General features: G+C 37.8%; 14 protein-coding genes. 8 read left to right on the forward strand and 6 right to left on the reverse strand.

Translation table 11 applies throughout. The features are described 5' to 3' along the window. Window positions 1–7: 7 nt before the first annotated feature. Window positions 8–295, reverse strand: a complete 288-nt coding sequence (locus tag HPC41_RS10895) for a hypothetical protein (RefSeq protein WP_172394050.1) — start codon at window positions 293–295, stop codon at window positions 8–10. A 393-nt stretch (window positions 296–688) separates the two neighbouring features. After that, window positions 689–1012 (reverse strand): hypothetical protein, encoded by a 324-nt coding sequence (locus HPC41_RS10900; RefSeq protein ID WP_172394051.1) that lies wholly within the window; start codon window positions 1010–1012, stop codon window positions 689–691. Between the two features lie 573 nt (window positions 1013–1585). On the opposite strand from HPC41_RS10900, the gene HPC41_RS10905 reads away from it, so the two are divergent. After that, window positions 1586–2461: a hypothetical protein gene (locus HPC41_RS10905; protein WP_172394052.1), complete on the forward strand. Its 876-nt coding sequence runs from the start codon at window positions 1586–1588 to the stop codon at window positions 2459–2461. Between the two features lie 106 nt (window positions 2462–2567). On the opposite strand, the gene HPC41_RS10910 is transcribed toward HPC41_RS10905, so the two are convergent. The 3 genes from HPC41_RS10910 to HPC41_RS10920 all read right to left on the reverse strand — a co-directional run bounded on the left by HPC41_RS10910 (window position 2568) and on the right by HPC41_RS10920 (window position 4934). Continuing rightward, window positions 2568–3803 (reverse strand): TCR/Tet family MFS transporter, encoded by a 1236-nt coding sequence (locus HPC41_RS10910; protein ID WP_216660733.1) that lies wholly within the window; start codon window positions 3801–3803, stop codon window positions 2568–2570. Between the two features lie 165 nt (window positions 3804–3968). Beyond that, window positions 3969–4436, reverse strand: a complete 468-nt coding sequence (locus HPC41_RS10915; protein WP_172394053.1) for an OsmC family protein — start codon at window positions 4434–4436, stop codon at window positions 3969–3971. 45 nt (window positions 4437–4481) lie between these two features. Continuing rightward, window positions 4482–4934 (reverse strand): DinB family protein, encoded by a 453-nt coding sequence (locus HPC41_RS10920; RefSeq protein ID WP_172394054.1) that lies wholly within the window; start codon window positions 4932–4934, stop codon window positions 4482–4484. Window positions 4935–5107: 173 nt separating this feature from the next. Between HPC41_RS10920 and HPC41_RS10925 the strand changes: the two genes are divergently transcribed. From HPC41_RS10925 to HPC41_RS10935, 3 genes are all read left to right on the forward strand, one after another. After that, window positions 5108–5770 carry a hypothetical protein gene (locus HPC41_RS10925; protein ID WP_172394055.1) on the forward strand — a complete coding sequence of 221 codons (663 nt, stop codon included), beginning with the start codon at window positions 5108–5110 and terminating at the stop codon, window positions 5768–5770. A 71-nt stretch (window positions 5771–5841) separates the two neighbouring features. After that, a complete protein-coding gene (locus HPC41_RS10930; RefSeq protein ID WP_172394056.1) occupies window positions 5842–6996 on the forward strand; it encodes an AhpC/TSA family protein in 1155 nt (384 codons plus the stop codon). Between the two features lie 309 nt (window positions 6997–7305). Next, window positions 7306–7956 carry a DedA family protein gene (locus HPC41_RS10935; RefSeq protein WP_172394057.1) on the forward strand — a complete coding sequence of 217 codons (651 nt, stop codon included), beginning with the start codon at window positions 7306–7308 and terminating at the stop codon, window positions 7954–7956. 87 nt (window positions 7957–8043) lie between these two features. On the opposite strand, the gene HPC41_RS10940 is transcribed toward HPC41_RS10935, so the two are convergent. After that, window positions 8044–8454, reverse strand: coding sequence for a DUF6157 family protein (locus HPC41_RS10940; protein ID WP_172394058.1), 411 nt, complete (start codon window positions 8452–8454; stop codon window positions 8044–8046). Between the two features lie 979 nt (window positions 8455–9433). Between HPC41_RS10940 and HPC41_RS10945 the strand changes: the two genes are divergently transcribed. The 4 genes from HPC41_RS10945 to HPC41_RS10960 all read left to right on the forward strand — a co-directional run bounded on the left by HPC41_RS10945 (window position 9434) and on the right by HPC41_RS10960 (window position 14395). Next, on the forward strand, window positions 9434–10708 hold the full coding sequence (locus HPC41_RS10945; RefSeq protein ID WP_172394059.1) for an aminotransferase class I/II-fold pyridoxal phosphate-dependent enzyme: 1275 nt from the start codon (window positions 9434–9436) through the stop codon (window positions 10706–10708). 85 nt (window positions 10709–10793) lie between these two features. Next, window positions 10794–11444, forward strand: a complete 651-nt coding sequence (locus tag HPC41_RS10950; RefSeq protein ID WP_172394060.1) for a TetR/AcrR family transcriptional regulator — start codon at window positions 10794–10796, stop codon at window positions 11442–11444. Between the two features lie 171 nt (window positions 11445–11615). Further along, window positions 11616–12800, forward strand: a complete 1185-nt coding sequence (locus HPC41_RS10955; RefSeq protein WP_172394061.1) for a metallophosphoesterase — start codon at window positions 11616–11618, stop codon at window positions 12798–12800. Between the two features lie 323 nt (window positions 12801–13123). Continuing rightward, window positions 13124–14395: a glucose-1-phosphate adenylyltransferase gene (locus HPC41_RS10960; RefSeq protein WP_172394062.1), complete on the forward strand. Its 1272-nt coding sequence runs from the start codon at window positions 13124–13126 to the stop codon at window positions 14393–14395. Window positions 14396–14680: the final 285 nt, after the last annotated feature.

Consider the following 14680-nt stretch of genomic DNA (forward strand, 5'->3'; position numbering starts at 1 on the left):
CTGACGTTTATTTTGCCACAAGTTTTTCATAGAGCGGCCAGAGCTCCGCGAGGTCATCATCTGATTGTGCTTCTGGATAGTGTTCATCATGGAGATTGCGAATTTCGACGCCCTGTCCCTGATCATTTACCACAACGGCGGCCCGAAGTTCGTCGGTTCCATCATAATATATGCCCACACCAACAAGCTCGCCATTGAGGATAATTTCACTGACAATATACTTTCTTGCAGTCTTACCTTTGTGGGCACTATGACCACTAGAAATTGTGTTTCCTTTGTTATAGTGTCTTTCCATAAACATAGAACACTGGAAATATCAATTTGTTGTGTTTTCTAAATATTTTCTGCCTTCCGCTCGAATTGCGGTATCTATATTGAATCTTGGTTATCTGGCCACAGTGCTTGATGACGAAAATAATCTGGGCACGACCATGCTGGAAACAAATGGCGACCTTATTCCGTTATCAGATGTCATTCAAACATCAGTGTCAATTATATCTCAATAATTGGCACTGTGTCATATCTAGCTGGCGACGGATTGTCTGAGACGACCTTCCAGATGTAGCCCGTGCTGTTTCGATCAACTGTTCATACTTGGAAATCGAATAGTGTATACACTATTTGAACTTCCTGCCTATGACTTCCAGGCTATCTTTTGGAAAACGGTTTTTTAACCAAAGCCGTAATTTTAATTGTTGTACTTCAGCCAAAGGATTTTTTGACGAATAAATAAAGGCAACGACATTCGCTCAACTATCCTTTTTTTTGCGTAATACTGCTGTTGTCCTATGCTATAGGATTGTAGTTCTGGAAAAAGTACTGCTAGATCTTTATCTAATTGTGGGCTTGCTACCTGATATTTCGCAAGCTCATTGTTGAGTGCCCGTATGGTTAAATCTTTATCATTTACAGCTGCACTTCGTTTGTCGATTTCACTAAGGATCGTTGTTTTTAGATCGAGGCTGTCCTGTCTAATGATTAGATCGGTGTGCGCAATACCAAATGATTCCATGGATTTTTTTAAAGCAGCAATTTCTTGATCACTAAATTTCTTCGCTAAAAAGGCTAATTCTAACCGTTTCGGTTTAGTGAGCAATTTTTCGTAGACGACTGTGTAACCTTTATCACTAAATTGTTGTTGAACAAATTGTTTAACCTTATTTGTGTATTTCTTCTCTTGTAGCAGATTATAGGCGAAGTATAAGCTGGTATTACCAAGGCAAGAATAATCAGTGTGATGCTCTGACTTATTCTTTTCTCCCTTTTTGGATCAACATAATGTATTTAAATATTTCGCAGGAGACATTGAGTCGGTTAAAATCAAAACTATCGCTTTTTTGTGTTGCGTCCATTTTTAACAAAGAGGATGGAATTTTCTTGGATGCTTTTATCAGGTTTTCTTTACTTGATACGGCATGTGTTCATTATTGTACAGTCAAACGTTCATTAATGGACATCTAAAAGAAGGTATTGTTCTAAGTTGTTGTCATTCAGCGGGTAATAATATTGGCAGATTAGTTGAGTTTGTTTTATAATAACCTGGTTCGGTAAAGATTTCGATTATCGCGTCATTGAATAACAACGTATGAATATTAAAACAATACTATCCGCGATATTGATCGCCTATTGTGCACAATCTCAAGCACAGAAAATCAATTTTAAATGGGAAAAGGATTCTATTGGTGACAGACTGATCGACAAAATTGCGATGAGTGTGCCAGTAACTATAGAAAATAAGACTTATGCTTTTCAGTTTGACCTGGGTGCTAATGCTACACTAATTTATGATCAATGCTTCCCCGAGGCCGCATTTATTAAATCGAAAAAGGTAGATCCTACTTCCGATGCGGGAGGGCATACTATTTTTACCATTGATGACCAAAGTTTTAATATTGGTGACTATCCGATAAAGAATCATAAGCTCTATGGCCTATTGAATCATGGTCAGGGGGAATCCTGTGGAACAGTTGGAGCAGACGTCTTTCAGGGGAAATGCCTAATTATTGATTTCCCAAAGCAAAGTATTACTGTTGTTAACGAAGTGGATAAGGGTATTGAACGGAAGACGGTATTCGTACCAATGAACATCGTCAATAATAAAGCAATAATCCCTTTGAAGATCGATGGTAAAACGTATAACTTTTTATATGACAGTGGTTCAAGTATATTCCCGATCGTAAGTTACAGACAGAATTTTGATCGTTTAATCACAAATGCAAAAGCTAAAGATGAACTGAATATTCGAAATTTTAATAACCCCCTTATTGTAAAATCTGTTGAGACAAATACGGCAGTCCAGATCGGAGATAACACATTTGGTGTGAAGGAATTTTGGTATACCGAGGATGATTTCTTCTCCATTAAACAAGATAATATTGACGGGATTGTCGGCAATGTCTTCTTTATGGATAAAACGATTGTTATTGATTTTAAAAACAAAAGATTTGGAATTAGAAAGTAGACTGCTATGTTTTAATTCGTCAATGTATCAGATTGATATTTGATAAAAGCAAGGCCAGCCCATAAAAAGATGGCTGGCCTTCGTTGAATAGTATCGCTATCGAAATTTAATTTTCAAGCTGTTCTTTACTCTTTCGTTTAAAAGCTGAATATACAATAATGACGCTGATAGTCATTAGAATAAACGCGAGAAAAAAGGGCGCTCCAGAGAATTTGAATGGGGCATTATCATGTGTAAAAAAGTAAAACAGATTTGTCATCATTGGAGGACCTATAATCGATGTTGCACTCATTAAACTGGTCAATGCTCCCTGAAGTTCTCCCTGTTCATTTGATGGCACATTTTTGGTAATGACAGATTGCAGTGCAGGACCACATATTCCACCCAGGCAATAGGGGATAAGAAAGACAAACATCATCCAACCCTGATTGGCAAATGCAAATAATAATAGTCCTATTGCATAAAAAATCAGTCCATAATAAATGCTTTTTTGCTCACCGAGTTTTGGTGTGGTCCAACGTATCAAGACACCTTGTACAAGGCCAATCAATAGGCCGATGACCCCAAGTGAGATACCAACCATTCTTTCGGTCCAATCAAATTTGTACATGGTAAAGAAATTCCAGTTACTCTGTACGGCATGGCCTGCAATATAGATCAGGATCAATGCTACGATCAAGCCAGAAATTTCGGGGTGTTTTCCCAGAAAGCGAAAGGATCCAATGGGGTTAGCGCGTTTCCAGTCGAAAGCCCGTCGCTTATCTTTGTCCAAGCTTTCGGGCAGAATAAAATACCCATATAGAAAATTCAATAGACATAAGCCTGCCGCAGCGTAAAAAGGAACCCGTGCACCATAATGTCCAAGCAATCCCCCAATTACGGGGCCAATAATAAAGCCCAATCCGAAGGCAGCACCAATTAATCCGAAGTTTTTGGCCCTATCCTCATCGGTAGAAATATCCGCGATATAAGCACTGGCGGTTGTGAAACTTGCTCCTGTCAATCCAGCAATAACCCGTCCCAAGAATAACCAACCTATCGAAGGGGCGAGGGCGAGAAAAATGTAGTCTACTGCAAAACCGAACAAAGAAATCAAAATAATCGGTCTTCGTCCATATTTGTCACTCAGATTACCTACTACAGGTGAGAATATAAACTGTGTGAAAGCATAAGCGAAACCCAGCCAGCCACCGTACTTTGCAGCTTCGCTGATGTCGCTGTGGATCAGTTCTTCAATCAATTTTGGAACCACTGGAATGATAATACCCCATCCTGTGATATCAATAAGTAAAGTGATAAATATAAAGCCTATGGCGGCCTTTTTCTTGGAGTTGTCAATCATGGCCTAAAAATAGAAAATTCCTGAAAAAATTCACCTAAATTTTAAAAGGTTAATCTGTGGTAAACTATTGGACTAATTGAGAAAGTTGGTCGATAATGTCATTATGCATGTTGTAAGGTTCAAATCTACTGGAAAAATAAGTTGTCTTCCACCGGTTCGCCGCGCTTAAATAGTGCGGCAAATAGCATGATGCCGTACGGGGAAGTTACAGGAATTGGCGATAAAGCAAAGTTGATTTGCTTCGTGATGTAGTGATGTCGCCAATGCTATTTTATCAGGATCTGAAATAACGACTTCTGGAAACAGATCAACCTGCACAAATCTGCCACTTGCATCAGGGCAGGTTTCTAATACCGCCTCCGCATTGTCCGTGTACGAAATCACTTCAATGTTATTTTTGGAACATACATATAGATAAGACATCATATGGCAGGAAACAAGGCTACTCAGTAAGAGATCTTCGGGGTTATATAATCTTGGGTCACCCTTGAAAGCCTTTGCCGCTGAGACCTGTAAATCTGCCTTTCCCTGGATGGAAATCCGATGGCTCTTGTTATATACCTTTGGTAGGGATGTAGACTGTTCCTGGTAAAACCATGTCAAACCAGCCTTAAAGTAATGTTTGAAACTCATTCTATGAAATAGCGCTTTTATTAATTTCTACTTATGATACCAACATTATATTCGAACAAACGAAATATAATCCGTGTTGATCGGATCAATTCCATTTCTTCTCATTTCTGAGGCTATTTGCGCTCTGTGATAAGTACCATGATTAAATACATGTAAGAGGATGTCTCCAAATGAATTTTGGAACTGTTCATTCTTCGTATTGGTATAGGATATGATTGCTGGGAGCTCAGCCGCATCAGCGTCGACCTTTTCCTTAAATCCCGAAGAAGCCAGTTGATGGTATTGTTCACATGTTAATAGACTATGTTCATCCCAAACACCTACGGGAGGTTTTTCGCCATTCAGTCGATATAACCATATCAGCTGTGCATTCATTATATGACTGAATAATCGTAAACACACGGAAGGCGTTTTTTCGGCTTCCAGTTTCATTTTGTCGATGAGCAAGTTATTCGCCCAATCGTTATATAACCATAATTGTACTAGTGGAGTTGACATCTCGAATGACTTAGTTGTAATATTAAATATACGTAAGTTAAGTATGTAAAGGTAGGTTGAAGCGTTATTTTTTTTGCTGTCCGGTAGTGCTTCATTGGCTAATTCCGTGGGTTGTTTAAGGGACGAATGATAAGCTGAAATGATTATCTTTGCGGATAATTGAAAGGCACTGAATGGATAGTAAAAAGGTTTATAAGGTCATTGGTTACAATGTGTTGTATATTGTAACCAATCTTTTGTTGTATTATCCGTTCGATATGAAATCGACAGGATTAAGCTTTTGTGCAATTGGCTTAACCCTGATCAATTTATATTATTTTCTGGAATGGAAGAAAGATGCCAAAAAAGGGGAGTTTGTACAAAAGTACAAAGCTGTTCATCAGCGCTCCTTGAGTAAAGCCACAATAAATTACAAAGAGACGTATACTGTAAGTTCAAGTATATTAGCGACGATGATTTTTGGATCAATTATTTGCTTTTCGGGAATTGGTATGTTTTACGAGAAATCAATCTTCGGTGTTTTCGTCTTATTTATTGGTGGAAAATTTCTACTGATTCCATTTACAGAGAAAACAACCATTAAGTTGGCTCCTAACGGGATATACATGAGTGATTATCAGTTTGTCTTTATCAATGATATTCAGGAAATTAATTTTAAACGCCACCTTGGAAAGAGTAAATGCGAAATGTTTTTGAAGATAAAAGATCCGACATTGTATGGTTTGAAAGATTCGTATATAGCTGTTCCAATTGGGGGTGATATGAAACAGGTTGAGCAATTGATTGCTGTCGTGAAAAAGCTATTTTCCAATACACGCATATCTCAGAATATTTAAATATTCGTTTGATCGAAATAAATTTATTATTTTTAGTAATTGTTTGATTAATAGATTTAAAGGAAAGCTTTATGAGAACTTCTTTACGGTGTTTATCGATGTTTTTGCTATTTCCTATTTTGACCTTTGCTCAGACACATTACTTCATTACAGGCAAGGTAGATCAGCTGAAAGATGGCAGTAAGCTTTTTCTAGTTTATAATAGCGATGGTGTTTCGTTTGTAGATTCCACAGAAACCAAAGGGGGACACTTTAGCTTTAGGGGGCAGCTGGCGTATCCGATTTATTCTGCGCTTTATCTCCATAAAAATCCCTACGTGAACAAGCTACAGCCTGGTGAAAAACTGGATTACTTCCGCTTTTATTTGGAAGCTGCTCAGATCGAGATGAATGCGAAGGATTCACTAAAAAATATTGTATTGAATGGATCCAAACTCAATACGGAAAATGCGGAGCTCCTAGAGACGAAAAAAACTATTGACAATAAATTCGACGCATTAAATAAAGAATTTGCCAAACTTCCACCAGAACAACAGAAAGATTCTGTCATATTTGCCCAGTTTCTCGCACGGGAAAAGAATCTTATGGATGAAAACTACAGTGCCTATCTGGATTTTGCTAAGAACCATCCCGATTCATACCTCAGTGTAATTGGTTTAAGTTTTGTTGCAGGGCAGGAGAAATTTTATGCATCGGCCAAGTCAGCGTTTGATGGTCTTGCGATTAGGCTAAAAGAAAGTCCGTTGGGTAAGGTAATTCCGTTGCAGTTGGAAGCCCAGTCCAAAACCAAAGTCGGGCAACAGGCGCCAGACCTAACGCTCAAAAACCCGGCGGGGAAAACCATCAAAATTTCGGATTTTTCGGGAAAGTATTTACTCATAGATTTTTGGGCGAGCTGGTGTGGCCCTTGTCGTGCGGAAAATCCCAACCTGGTAAAAGCTTATCAAAAATATCATGTTAAAGGATTTGAGATACTGGGAATCTCTCTGGACGATGCGGCACGGAAAGATGCCTGGATTGAGGCAATAAAAGGAGATAACCTATTATGGGCTCAGGTTTCGGATCTAGGCGGCTGGGACAGTTACGCAGCAAAAATTTATGGAATTAATGCTATTCCTGCCAGTTTTCTGTTTGATCCCGATGGTAAAATAATCGCCCGTAATCTAAGGGCTGAGGAATTACAAAATATGCTGAAGAGGGTCTTCGCAGACCTACCGACTCATTAAGATCGCTATCTTCCTCTCCAAAATATCCCTGTGAGTTGGGCTTTTACAAAACATGACATTTTGTTCCAAAAATAAGTATGAAAAATTGCCTACAATTGCAAGCGATTTTCTATCTTGCGCCTTTAATTAGAGATCACATGGCTATAAGATATTCGGGCTGTAAGCAGGTTTAACTGATTGCTGGATGCTTTAAAAATTTATTTTTTCAACTTGTATCTTATTTTGATACAAGTGATAGAATGAACGCGTCAGGTCATCGGTGGAAGAGCGGCCGACTATTTTTGTTTTTGATATTATTCGACTTATTTGATGGATGTTTTTTTTGAATTTCTAAATAACCTCACAAATCCAGACTGGATTGTTTCCCATGGAGGTTTGTATCTTCTGTTGTTTATTATTTTTGCTGAGACAGGTATACTCATTGGCTTTTTCCTTCCTGGAGATCCTATTCTTTTTATTGCAGGAATGATTGTTTCCAATATGAGCATTTCGCCTTCAGAACAGGTGCCTACCTTACTATATTGGATCGTGCTTGTATCGTTGGCTGCAATTCTGGGTAACTTTGTTGGATATTGGTGTGGGAAGATCTTTGGGAAAAGAATCATGAGCATGGAGGATAGCTGGTTTTTCAAAAAGAGCTATATCTTTAAAGCGCAGGAGTTTTACGAAAAAAGGGGGGGAGGTGCTATTGTGCTTGCAAGGTTTCTTCCTATTGTTCGGACTTTTGCACCAATTGTCGCTGGTATTGTTGGGATGGAGTTCAGAAAATTTGTGTTGTACAATGTGATTGGTGCGGTTGTCTGGTCAGGGAGCTTGGTTACCCTTGGTTATTTGTTAGGTGAGAATGTATGGGTGAAGGAGAATCTGGAGCTTGTTATTATCGTTATCGTTTTGATAGCAACGGCACCAGTCATTATAAAAGCATTTACTTCGAAAGACAAAGCAAAGATTGCCCAATAAGATATTGAACATCTTCCTAAACCAAATAGGAAGACTATATGATGCGACAACAATTAAGTTGATCGTCCACTTTGTAGGGGTGAACCGCTATTTATTTGATTTCATCGCCTTCACTTTCTTTATGGTCGCATCATTTATAAAAATAAGATACTCTTTAGTTTCCATTCCATAGCCTGCTAATTTTCCTTCGTGATTACTATGGATTCCAAACCCATAGGTTTTTGTAAGTGGAGATGCACGTAGGCAAGCTTGCCCTTTTGAAAAGAATATATTCTTTGCCTCTTGATAGTCTGCTTCATTAAGTGCATTGCGATCTGCATAAATCTGAAAAAGAAGTTCATCGGAAGTGTATCTATATGGAAACTGTGTGATCAGCTCATATTGCATTTCCGCTATTGTCTTTCTATTTCTTATAGGAGGGACTGTTCCTTTGGATACTTGTGTATCTTCAGCTACTTCAATAAATGTGTCTATGTAGTTGGTAGAATGAAATTTCATGTGTTATTTTTTAGGTGTACTGTCATAATAATTCAAGAAATAATATGGGAGCAAAATAGGTATTCCTATGGAGTAGTCAAAAGTTTTTAAGGAAATTATTATCTGTATTATTACTAATTTCATCTGTGTTTTAAACATTTTTTTTTACGAAAAAGAAATGTTTTGCAGTATTTTTCTTAGATTTACAGAATTATTACGCAGCACCCTACAGTATACCTATCATAAATGGCTACAAATCAACAGATTAGTAGCCGTTTTTCTTTCAATACACTATACGACATTAATGATTAATCCATTTGCTAATTCATATGAAAATATAGCATAAAGTAACAATTGTTTATTTTAGCCCTTTTCACTATTCAAATTTATAACAATAATATATAATATTCCTTGTTTTGAGAAAATTTATTGTTCGAATATAGGTTGGCTATGTTATTTTCTTATAGGAATGAAAAAATATAGTAACTATAGTTACAAAGTTCAAACATGTATATTCATTTTATGTAAAACTTGTCTCACAAGGACTGTGTAAGTATTTTTATATTTTTTTTTAATTTTGACATACAAGGGAAATTTTATTTTTCTATATTTGTATATCGTTAGAACATTTTCTACTTATTCAGATTGAATGCGCGATCTGAGTAAGCTTTTATAGGGGAGTATCTCTATATAAAAATGTAAATATGATATGTATACTGTAGGTAGGTGTATAATTTAACAGTGGTAGCTGTAGGGGCTACCACTGTTGTTTAAATAGCTTTTCTTAAAGTAATGCTATGATCTAAGTTTTATTTCTTTATTGAGAACTTCAGCCCGCCCTAGGCTGTTTGTGTTAAAATTCGACTTTCATAGACCGGCGTGTTCCGGCATGTCCTAAATATATCATCAAAAATTTCCAGCAAATGGCTCTCTGAGCAGATAGGTGATCTGTTTTTTACTTTATATTTATGGTATTATTATGAATACCTAAAAAATATCTATGGAAATTAACGAACACATTGATTTTGCAACAGCAAGTTTCAAAGAATTTGAGAATATTGCTGGTTTTGATATGATGGATACTGCAAAGTATTTCAATTCCTATATCAATTATATGAAAGAAAATCAACATCTTAACTTTAGATTTATAACACAAGGCTGCGGGCCGACCGCTATAGTAAGTTCACCGTTTTTAGAGAAACCAACAGAGTGCATAAGTCTTGTGTCAAACGATTACCTTAATTTTTCCCAACATCCGAAAGTGAAAGCTGCGGCAATAGCTGGGATAGAAAAATATGGCACAGGGGCTGGAGCATCGCCGTTAATAGGAGGTCATCATGAATACCATGTCGCATTGGAAGAGAAGATTTGTAAATTTTTCAATCGTCCGGACGGTTCGAGTATCGTTTTTACAACTGGATATACCGCAAATAGTTCTACTTTATTGAGCTTGTTGAAACAGGAGGACTGTGCTATTGTTGATATGGAAGTACATGCAAGTGTTTATGAGGGCTTATTGAATACAAATGTCAAGCGATTTCCTCATAACAGTATGATTCATCTTGAACGTGCGTTGGCTGACGCGGAGAATAAATTCAGAACTAAGTTGGTGATCATCGACGGTGTATATTCCCAAAATGGTGATTTAGCCACGATGGATGAAATTTATACATTAACCAGGAAGTATGGTGCCTATTTAATGGTGGATGATGCGCATGGAATAGGTGTAATGGGGGATAAAGGTAGGGGAACCATTGAAGCCTATAATCTTTTGGATAAAGTAGATATTATTGCTGGTACTTTGAGTAAAGCGTTTGGTCATATAGGGGGTTTTATAGTTTCAACGCCAGAAATCATTAATTACCTTCGTTATCAATCCAGGCAGCAGGTATTTTCCTCTACATCGACCCCCGCAAGTTTCGGTTTATTGAAAGCCATTGATTTAATTGACGAAGAGCCTTATTGGCGAACAAGACTCAGTGACAATGTGGCTTATTTTAAAGAAGGACTGTTGTCTCTTGGTGTAGATATTGGTAGGTCGGCATCTCCAATTATTCCAATAAAGATCGGTGATCCAATTAGAACAGCTCAGGTGTCGCGCATGTTATTACAAAACGGTGTTTATGCAAATTGTATTGTCTATCCTGGTGTGGCAAAGAAAGATGCCCGTATCCGCACAAGTCTGATGGCTACTCATACAAAGGAACATTTGGACAAGGTATTAAATACACTGGAAGATATCAGTAAGGTTGTAAGCCTAAAAAAATCAAGATAAATTAATCTTATAATCTTTAATTATTTATTATATTGATAGGAATGCTTAATTTTAGGGATTCAGATCAATACCATATCAATAACATATGCGTAAAACTTATAAAGGAGAAAAGAATGATAAAGAACGTACCATGAACAAACTTATTTTGTCTGTTGGTCAGGTTCTTAGAGATAAGGGGTATACGGGCTTAACAATTGCTAATATTTCTAAAATTGCGGGTGTTGACAGGAAGCTCATTTCACTTTACTTTGGCTCCGTTGACAATTTGGTTGAAACATATATCAGAAGTAAAGACTATTGGGTGGCTGCTACGCTGGGTGCTGTTGAATATTTTGGTACTGCCCCAACCGAGGGCTCAAAGGGCTTTCTCGAATCATTGTTAATAAACCAAATGGATAGCTTTCTAGAGAATACCGAAATGCAAAAAGCGGTTCTTTGGCAGATCAGTGAAAAATCTGAGATTATGTCCCAGATTACAAGAGAACGGGAAAAGATGAGTGCTTTGTTTTTCGCCTTTGCCGATAAGGAAATGGAGGGTAAAAATGTCGATTTGCGGGCTATTAGTAGTATTCTGACTGCTGGGATCTATTATCTGGTATTACATTCTATAAATACAGAAAGTACTTTTTGTGAGATTGAGCTTAACGCTGATGGTTTAGACCGAATTCGCAATGCAGTTAAAACAATTCTCTCTTGGGCTTATGGAGAGAACGAAAAAAATTCGACCGAAGCTTGATAAGAGGACAGTATTGCACTATGCCACTCTGTCAATTATAGCAAAGAAATTCAACTGATTATGACAGACATTGTCATGCAGATATCAATATTCTATTTAAAGAATCGTTCAATTCGTCATCAGCATTTTTTGGCATATCATTCGCCTATTTAGATTTAAACGATTTGAAACATGGCAAAGAGGTTATTGCTCATACTAATGCTGTTTGTAATTGGTGATGCTTATTTCTTTCAGGCATTCACTACCGTTATTCATACTCCATTTTTACACAAAATTTATTGGTATCTAGATGTATTGTTGCTTATAGGGGTGTTTACCCTGATTTTTCTTCGGCAACAGGGCAAAGATATTCAGCGACTGGCAGGAGATCTGGTTACTTCTTTTTTGATCGTATTTATTCCAAAATTGCCAGCCTTTCCAATCCTATTGGCGGAGGACTTGGTACGACTATTACAGGGATTTCCTCCAAGAAGTACTTATCTAAGCGAATTTGTGGTTGTACTGGCTTCACTCTTTGTTTTAATTATTATTTTTGGCCTCACAAGAGGGCGACATTTATATCGGGTAAGGGAGGAAGTCTTAAGTTTTCCGGATCTGCCAGATGCATTTGATGGATTTAAAATCACACAGATTTCGGATATTCATTCTGGAAGCTTATCGGATGTTAATGGAGTCCGAAAAGGCATCGCACTAGCGAATGCTCAGGATAGTGATCTTCTCCTGTTTACAGGGGACCTCGTCAATAATAGAGCCGCTGAAATGGAATCCTGGATTTCAGATTTCACTTCGCTAAAAGCTCCGTTTGGTAAATATTCCGTGCTTGGGAATCATGATTATGGGGATTATGCACAATGGGATAGTGCTGAATTGAAAGCATCTAATCTTATTAGGCTGAAGGAGATTCATGGAGAGATGGGATTTAAGCTGTTGATGAATGAATCTATAGCAATTCGAAAAGAGGATGCAAGTATTGCATTGATCGGTGTTGAAAACTGGGGAAAGGGTGGTTTTCATCAATATGGAGACTTAAGTAAAGCAACATCCGGTCTGTCTGCGGACTCTTTTAACATATTGATGTCACATGATCCTTCTCATTGGGATCATGTCACTTTAGATCACGAAAAGCATGTGCATCTGACATTGGCCGGGCATACACATGGGATGCAATTTGGTATAGAGTTGTTCGGATTTAAATGGAGCCCGATACAATATTTCTATGAACAATGGGCTGGGTTATATCAAAAACAAGGCAAATACTTGTATGTCAACCGTGGCTTTGGCTATCATGGACTCAAGGGTAGGATAGGTGTATGGCCAGAGATTACGGTTATCACGCTAAAAAAATCTATTTCATAGTCTTTGGGTGGTGTCAGGATGATACCGTTTGGATGTCAGGCTTATTTTGCATATCTATTTTTAACTATATGAATGGATCAGATTGGGTAATGTTTTTTTGTTTCGAAGATTAATTTTATTATATTTAGGTAGCGTAGCTTAGCCTAAAAAAGGCGGTAGCAGGGCTATTAGTAATAACCAATTGCATCAAATTAAACAAAAGAAGAATATCCGGTACTTGACATACGATAAGGGTAAATATGAACAAGCGGATTGTCATATAGATCGAGGGATGGATGCGTTCGATTTAATTAGATTTACAAACCAATTATTTAATTTGAGGTATGGCACACAAAGTAGTTTCCCTTATTTTGGGAGGGGGTAGAGGGTCTCGACTTTATCCATTGACACAACAGCGTTCTAAGCCAGCTGTTCCTATTGCTGGGAAATATCGATTGGTCGATATTCCTATTTCGAATTGTTTAAATTCTGGATATAATAAGATATTCGTTTTAACACAGTTCAATTCAGCTTCTTTGAATACACACATCAAAAATGCGTATAATTTTAGCATTTTCAGTAAAGGTTTCGTTGATATTCTGGCTGCTGAACAAACGAACGAGGGAGATCGGTGGTTTCAGGGCACCGCTGATGCCGTGAGACGTACACACAAACACCTATTAAATGTTGACTACGATTACGTATTGGTCTTGTCAGGAGACCAGCTCTATCAAATGGATTATTCCGCTTTGGTCGACTTTCATGAGCAGAATGGAGGACACATCACAATTGCCACCATTCCTGTCAACGTAAGTGATGCTACAGGGTTTGGTATTCTCAAAGCGAATGGGGCAAATGTAATTACAGCTTTCACCGAAAAACCCAATAAAGACGAGGTGTTGAATTGGTCTTCAGAAGTCTCCAGCGAGATGGCGAAATACGGCCGGAATTATCTGGCATCGATGGGGATTTATGTTTTTTCAAAAGGTGTTTTGCTCAATTTACTGCTTGCCAATCCAGGTATGGACTTTGGGAAGGAAATATTACCGGATGCGATCAACAAGTACAAAGTATTGAGCTACCAGTTCGATGGCTACTGGACAGATATTGGAACGATAAAATCATTTTTCGATGCCAATATTGGATTGACTGCAGATGTTCCTGATTTTAATTTGTTTGATGAAATTGTATTTACGCGAGCGCGTATGTTACCTCCGTCTAAGGTTTCGGGAACAACACTTAATAACACAGTTATTGCTGATGGCTGTATCCTCAATGCAGATAAGCTCGAACGCTCTGTGATTGGCATACGATCCCGTATTGGTGAGGGTACAGTAATTAAATCGACTTATATGATGGGCTCAGATCATTATGAACAACTTGAGGAAGTCATCGAATTGGGGAATACCCAAAAACCTCCACCTGTTGGTGTTGGAGAGCGTTGTTATATCGAAAATGCTATTTTAGATAAAAACTGTAGGATTGGCAACGACGTCAGAATAAAAGGAGGACCACATCTGGAAGATGGGGATTTTCAGACGCATGCAATCTGTGACGGCATCGTTGTTGTAAAGAAAAATGCGGTTATCTCGAATGGAGTAAGCATAGGCTGTTAGCTATTTTCAGACATAAAGCAGTAAAGGACTAGGGGCTGGATGCACCTGGTCTTTTATTGAATTGTTTGCCTGATCCGAATTTGCACCAACATTTACACAATTCTAGCGCAAGTTGTCATCAATACGACCACACATAGTATCAATAAAACGATGACAGTTGTAGTATAGGGTGTTCTTCTCATGATTTTTTTATTTATTACTTATAAATTTAATTTGGCAAAAGTCATGCCCATTATAATAACCTCAATCCTGGTCGTTGAAACTGTAGTTAGAAATCTACAACCG

The organism is Sphingobacterium prati, assembly GCF_013167215.1.
Classification (GTDB): Bacteria; Bacteroidota; Bacteroidia; order Sphingobacteriales; family Sphingobacteriaceae; genus Sphingobacterium; species Sphingobacterium prati.

What these genes read in the sequence shown, in the direction of transcription:
- HPC41_RS10945 (WP_172394059.1), top strand. Translation starts at nt 9,434, where the DNA reads ATGGAAATTAACGAACACATTGATTTTGCAACAGCAAGTTTCAAAGAA.
- HPC41_RS10940 (WP_172394058.1), bottom strand. Translation starts at nt 8,454, where the DNA reads ATGAAATTTCATTCTACCAACTACATAGACACATTTATTGAAGTAGCT.
- HPC41_RS10905 (WP_172394052.1), top strand. Translation starts at nt 1,586, where the DNA reads ATGAATATTAAAACAATACTATCCGCGATATTGATCGCCTATTGTGCA.
- HPC41_RS10910 (WP_216660733.1), bottom strand. Translation starts at nt 3,803, where the DNA reads ATGATTGACAACTCCAAGAAAAAGGCCGCCATAGGCTTTATATTTATC.
- HPC41_RS10955 (WP_172394061.1), top strand. Translation starts at nt 11,616, where the DNA reads ATGGCAAAGAGGTTATTGCTCATACTAATGCTGTTTGTAATTGGTGAT.
- HPC41_RS10900 (WP_172394051.1), bottom strand. Translation starts at nt 1,012, where the DNA reads ATGGAATCATTTGGTATTGCGCACACCGATCTAATCATTAGACAGGAC.
- HPC41_RS10915 (WP_172394053.1), bottom strand. Translation starts at nt 4,436, where the DNA reads ATGAGTTTCAAACATTACTTTAAGGCTGGTTTGACATGGTTTTACCAG.
- HPC41_RS10920 (WP_172394054.1), bottom strand. Translation starts at nt 4,934, where the DNA reads ATGTCAACTCCACTAGTACAATTATGGTTATATAACGATTGGGCGAAT.
- HPC41_RS10935 (WP_172394057.1), top strand. Translation starts at nt 7,306, where the DNA reads ATGGATGTTTTTTTTGAATTTCTAAATAACCTCACAAATCCAGACTGG.
- HPC41_RS10950 (WP_172394060.1), top strand. Translation starts at nt 10,794, where the DNA reads ATGCGTAAAACTTATAAAGGAGAAAAGAATGATAAAGAACGTACCATG.
- HPC41_RS10925 (WP_172394055.1), top strand. Translation starts at nt 5,108, where the DNA reads ATGGATAGTAAAAAGGTTTATAAGGTCATTGGTTACAATGTGTTGTAT.
- HPC41_RS10930 (WP_172394056.1), top strand. Translation starts at nt 5,842, where the DNA reads ATGAGAACTTCTTTACGGTGTTTATCGATGTTTTTGCTATTTCCTATT.
- HPC41_RS10960 (WP_172394062.1), top strand. Translation starts at nt 13,124, where the DNA reads ATGGCACACAAAGTAGTTTCCCTTATTTTGGGAGGGGGTAGAGGGTCT.
- HPC41_RS10895 (WP_172394050.1), bottom strand. Translation starts at nt 295, where the DNA reads ATGGAAAGACACTATAACAAAGGAAACACAATTTCTAGTGGTCATAGT.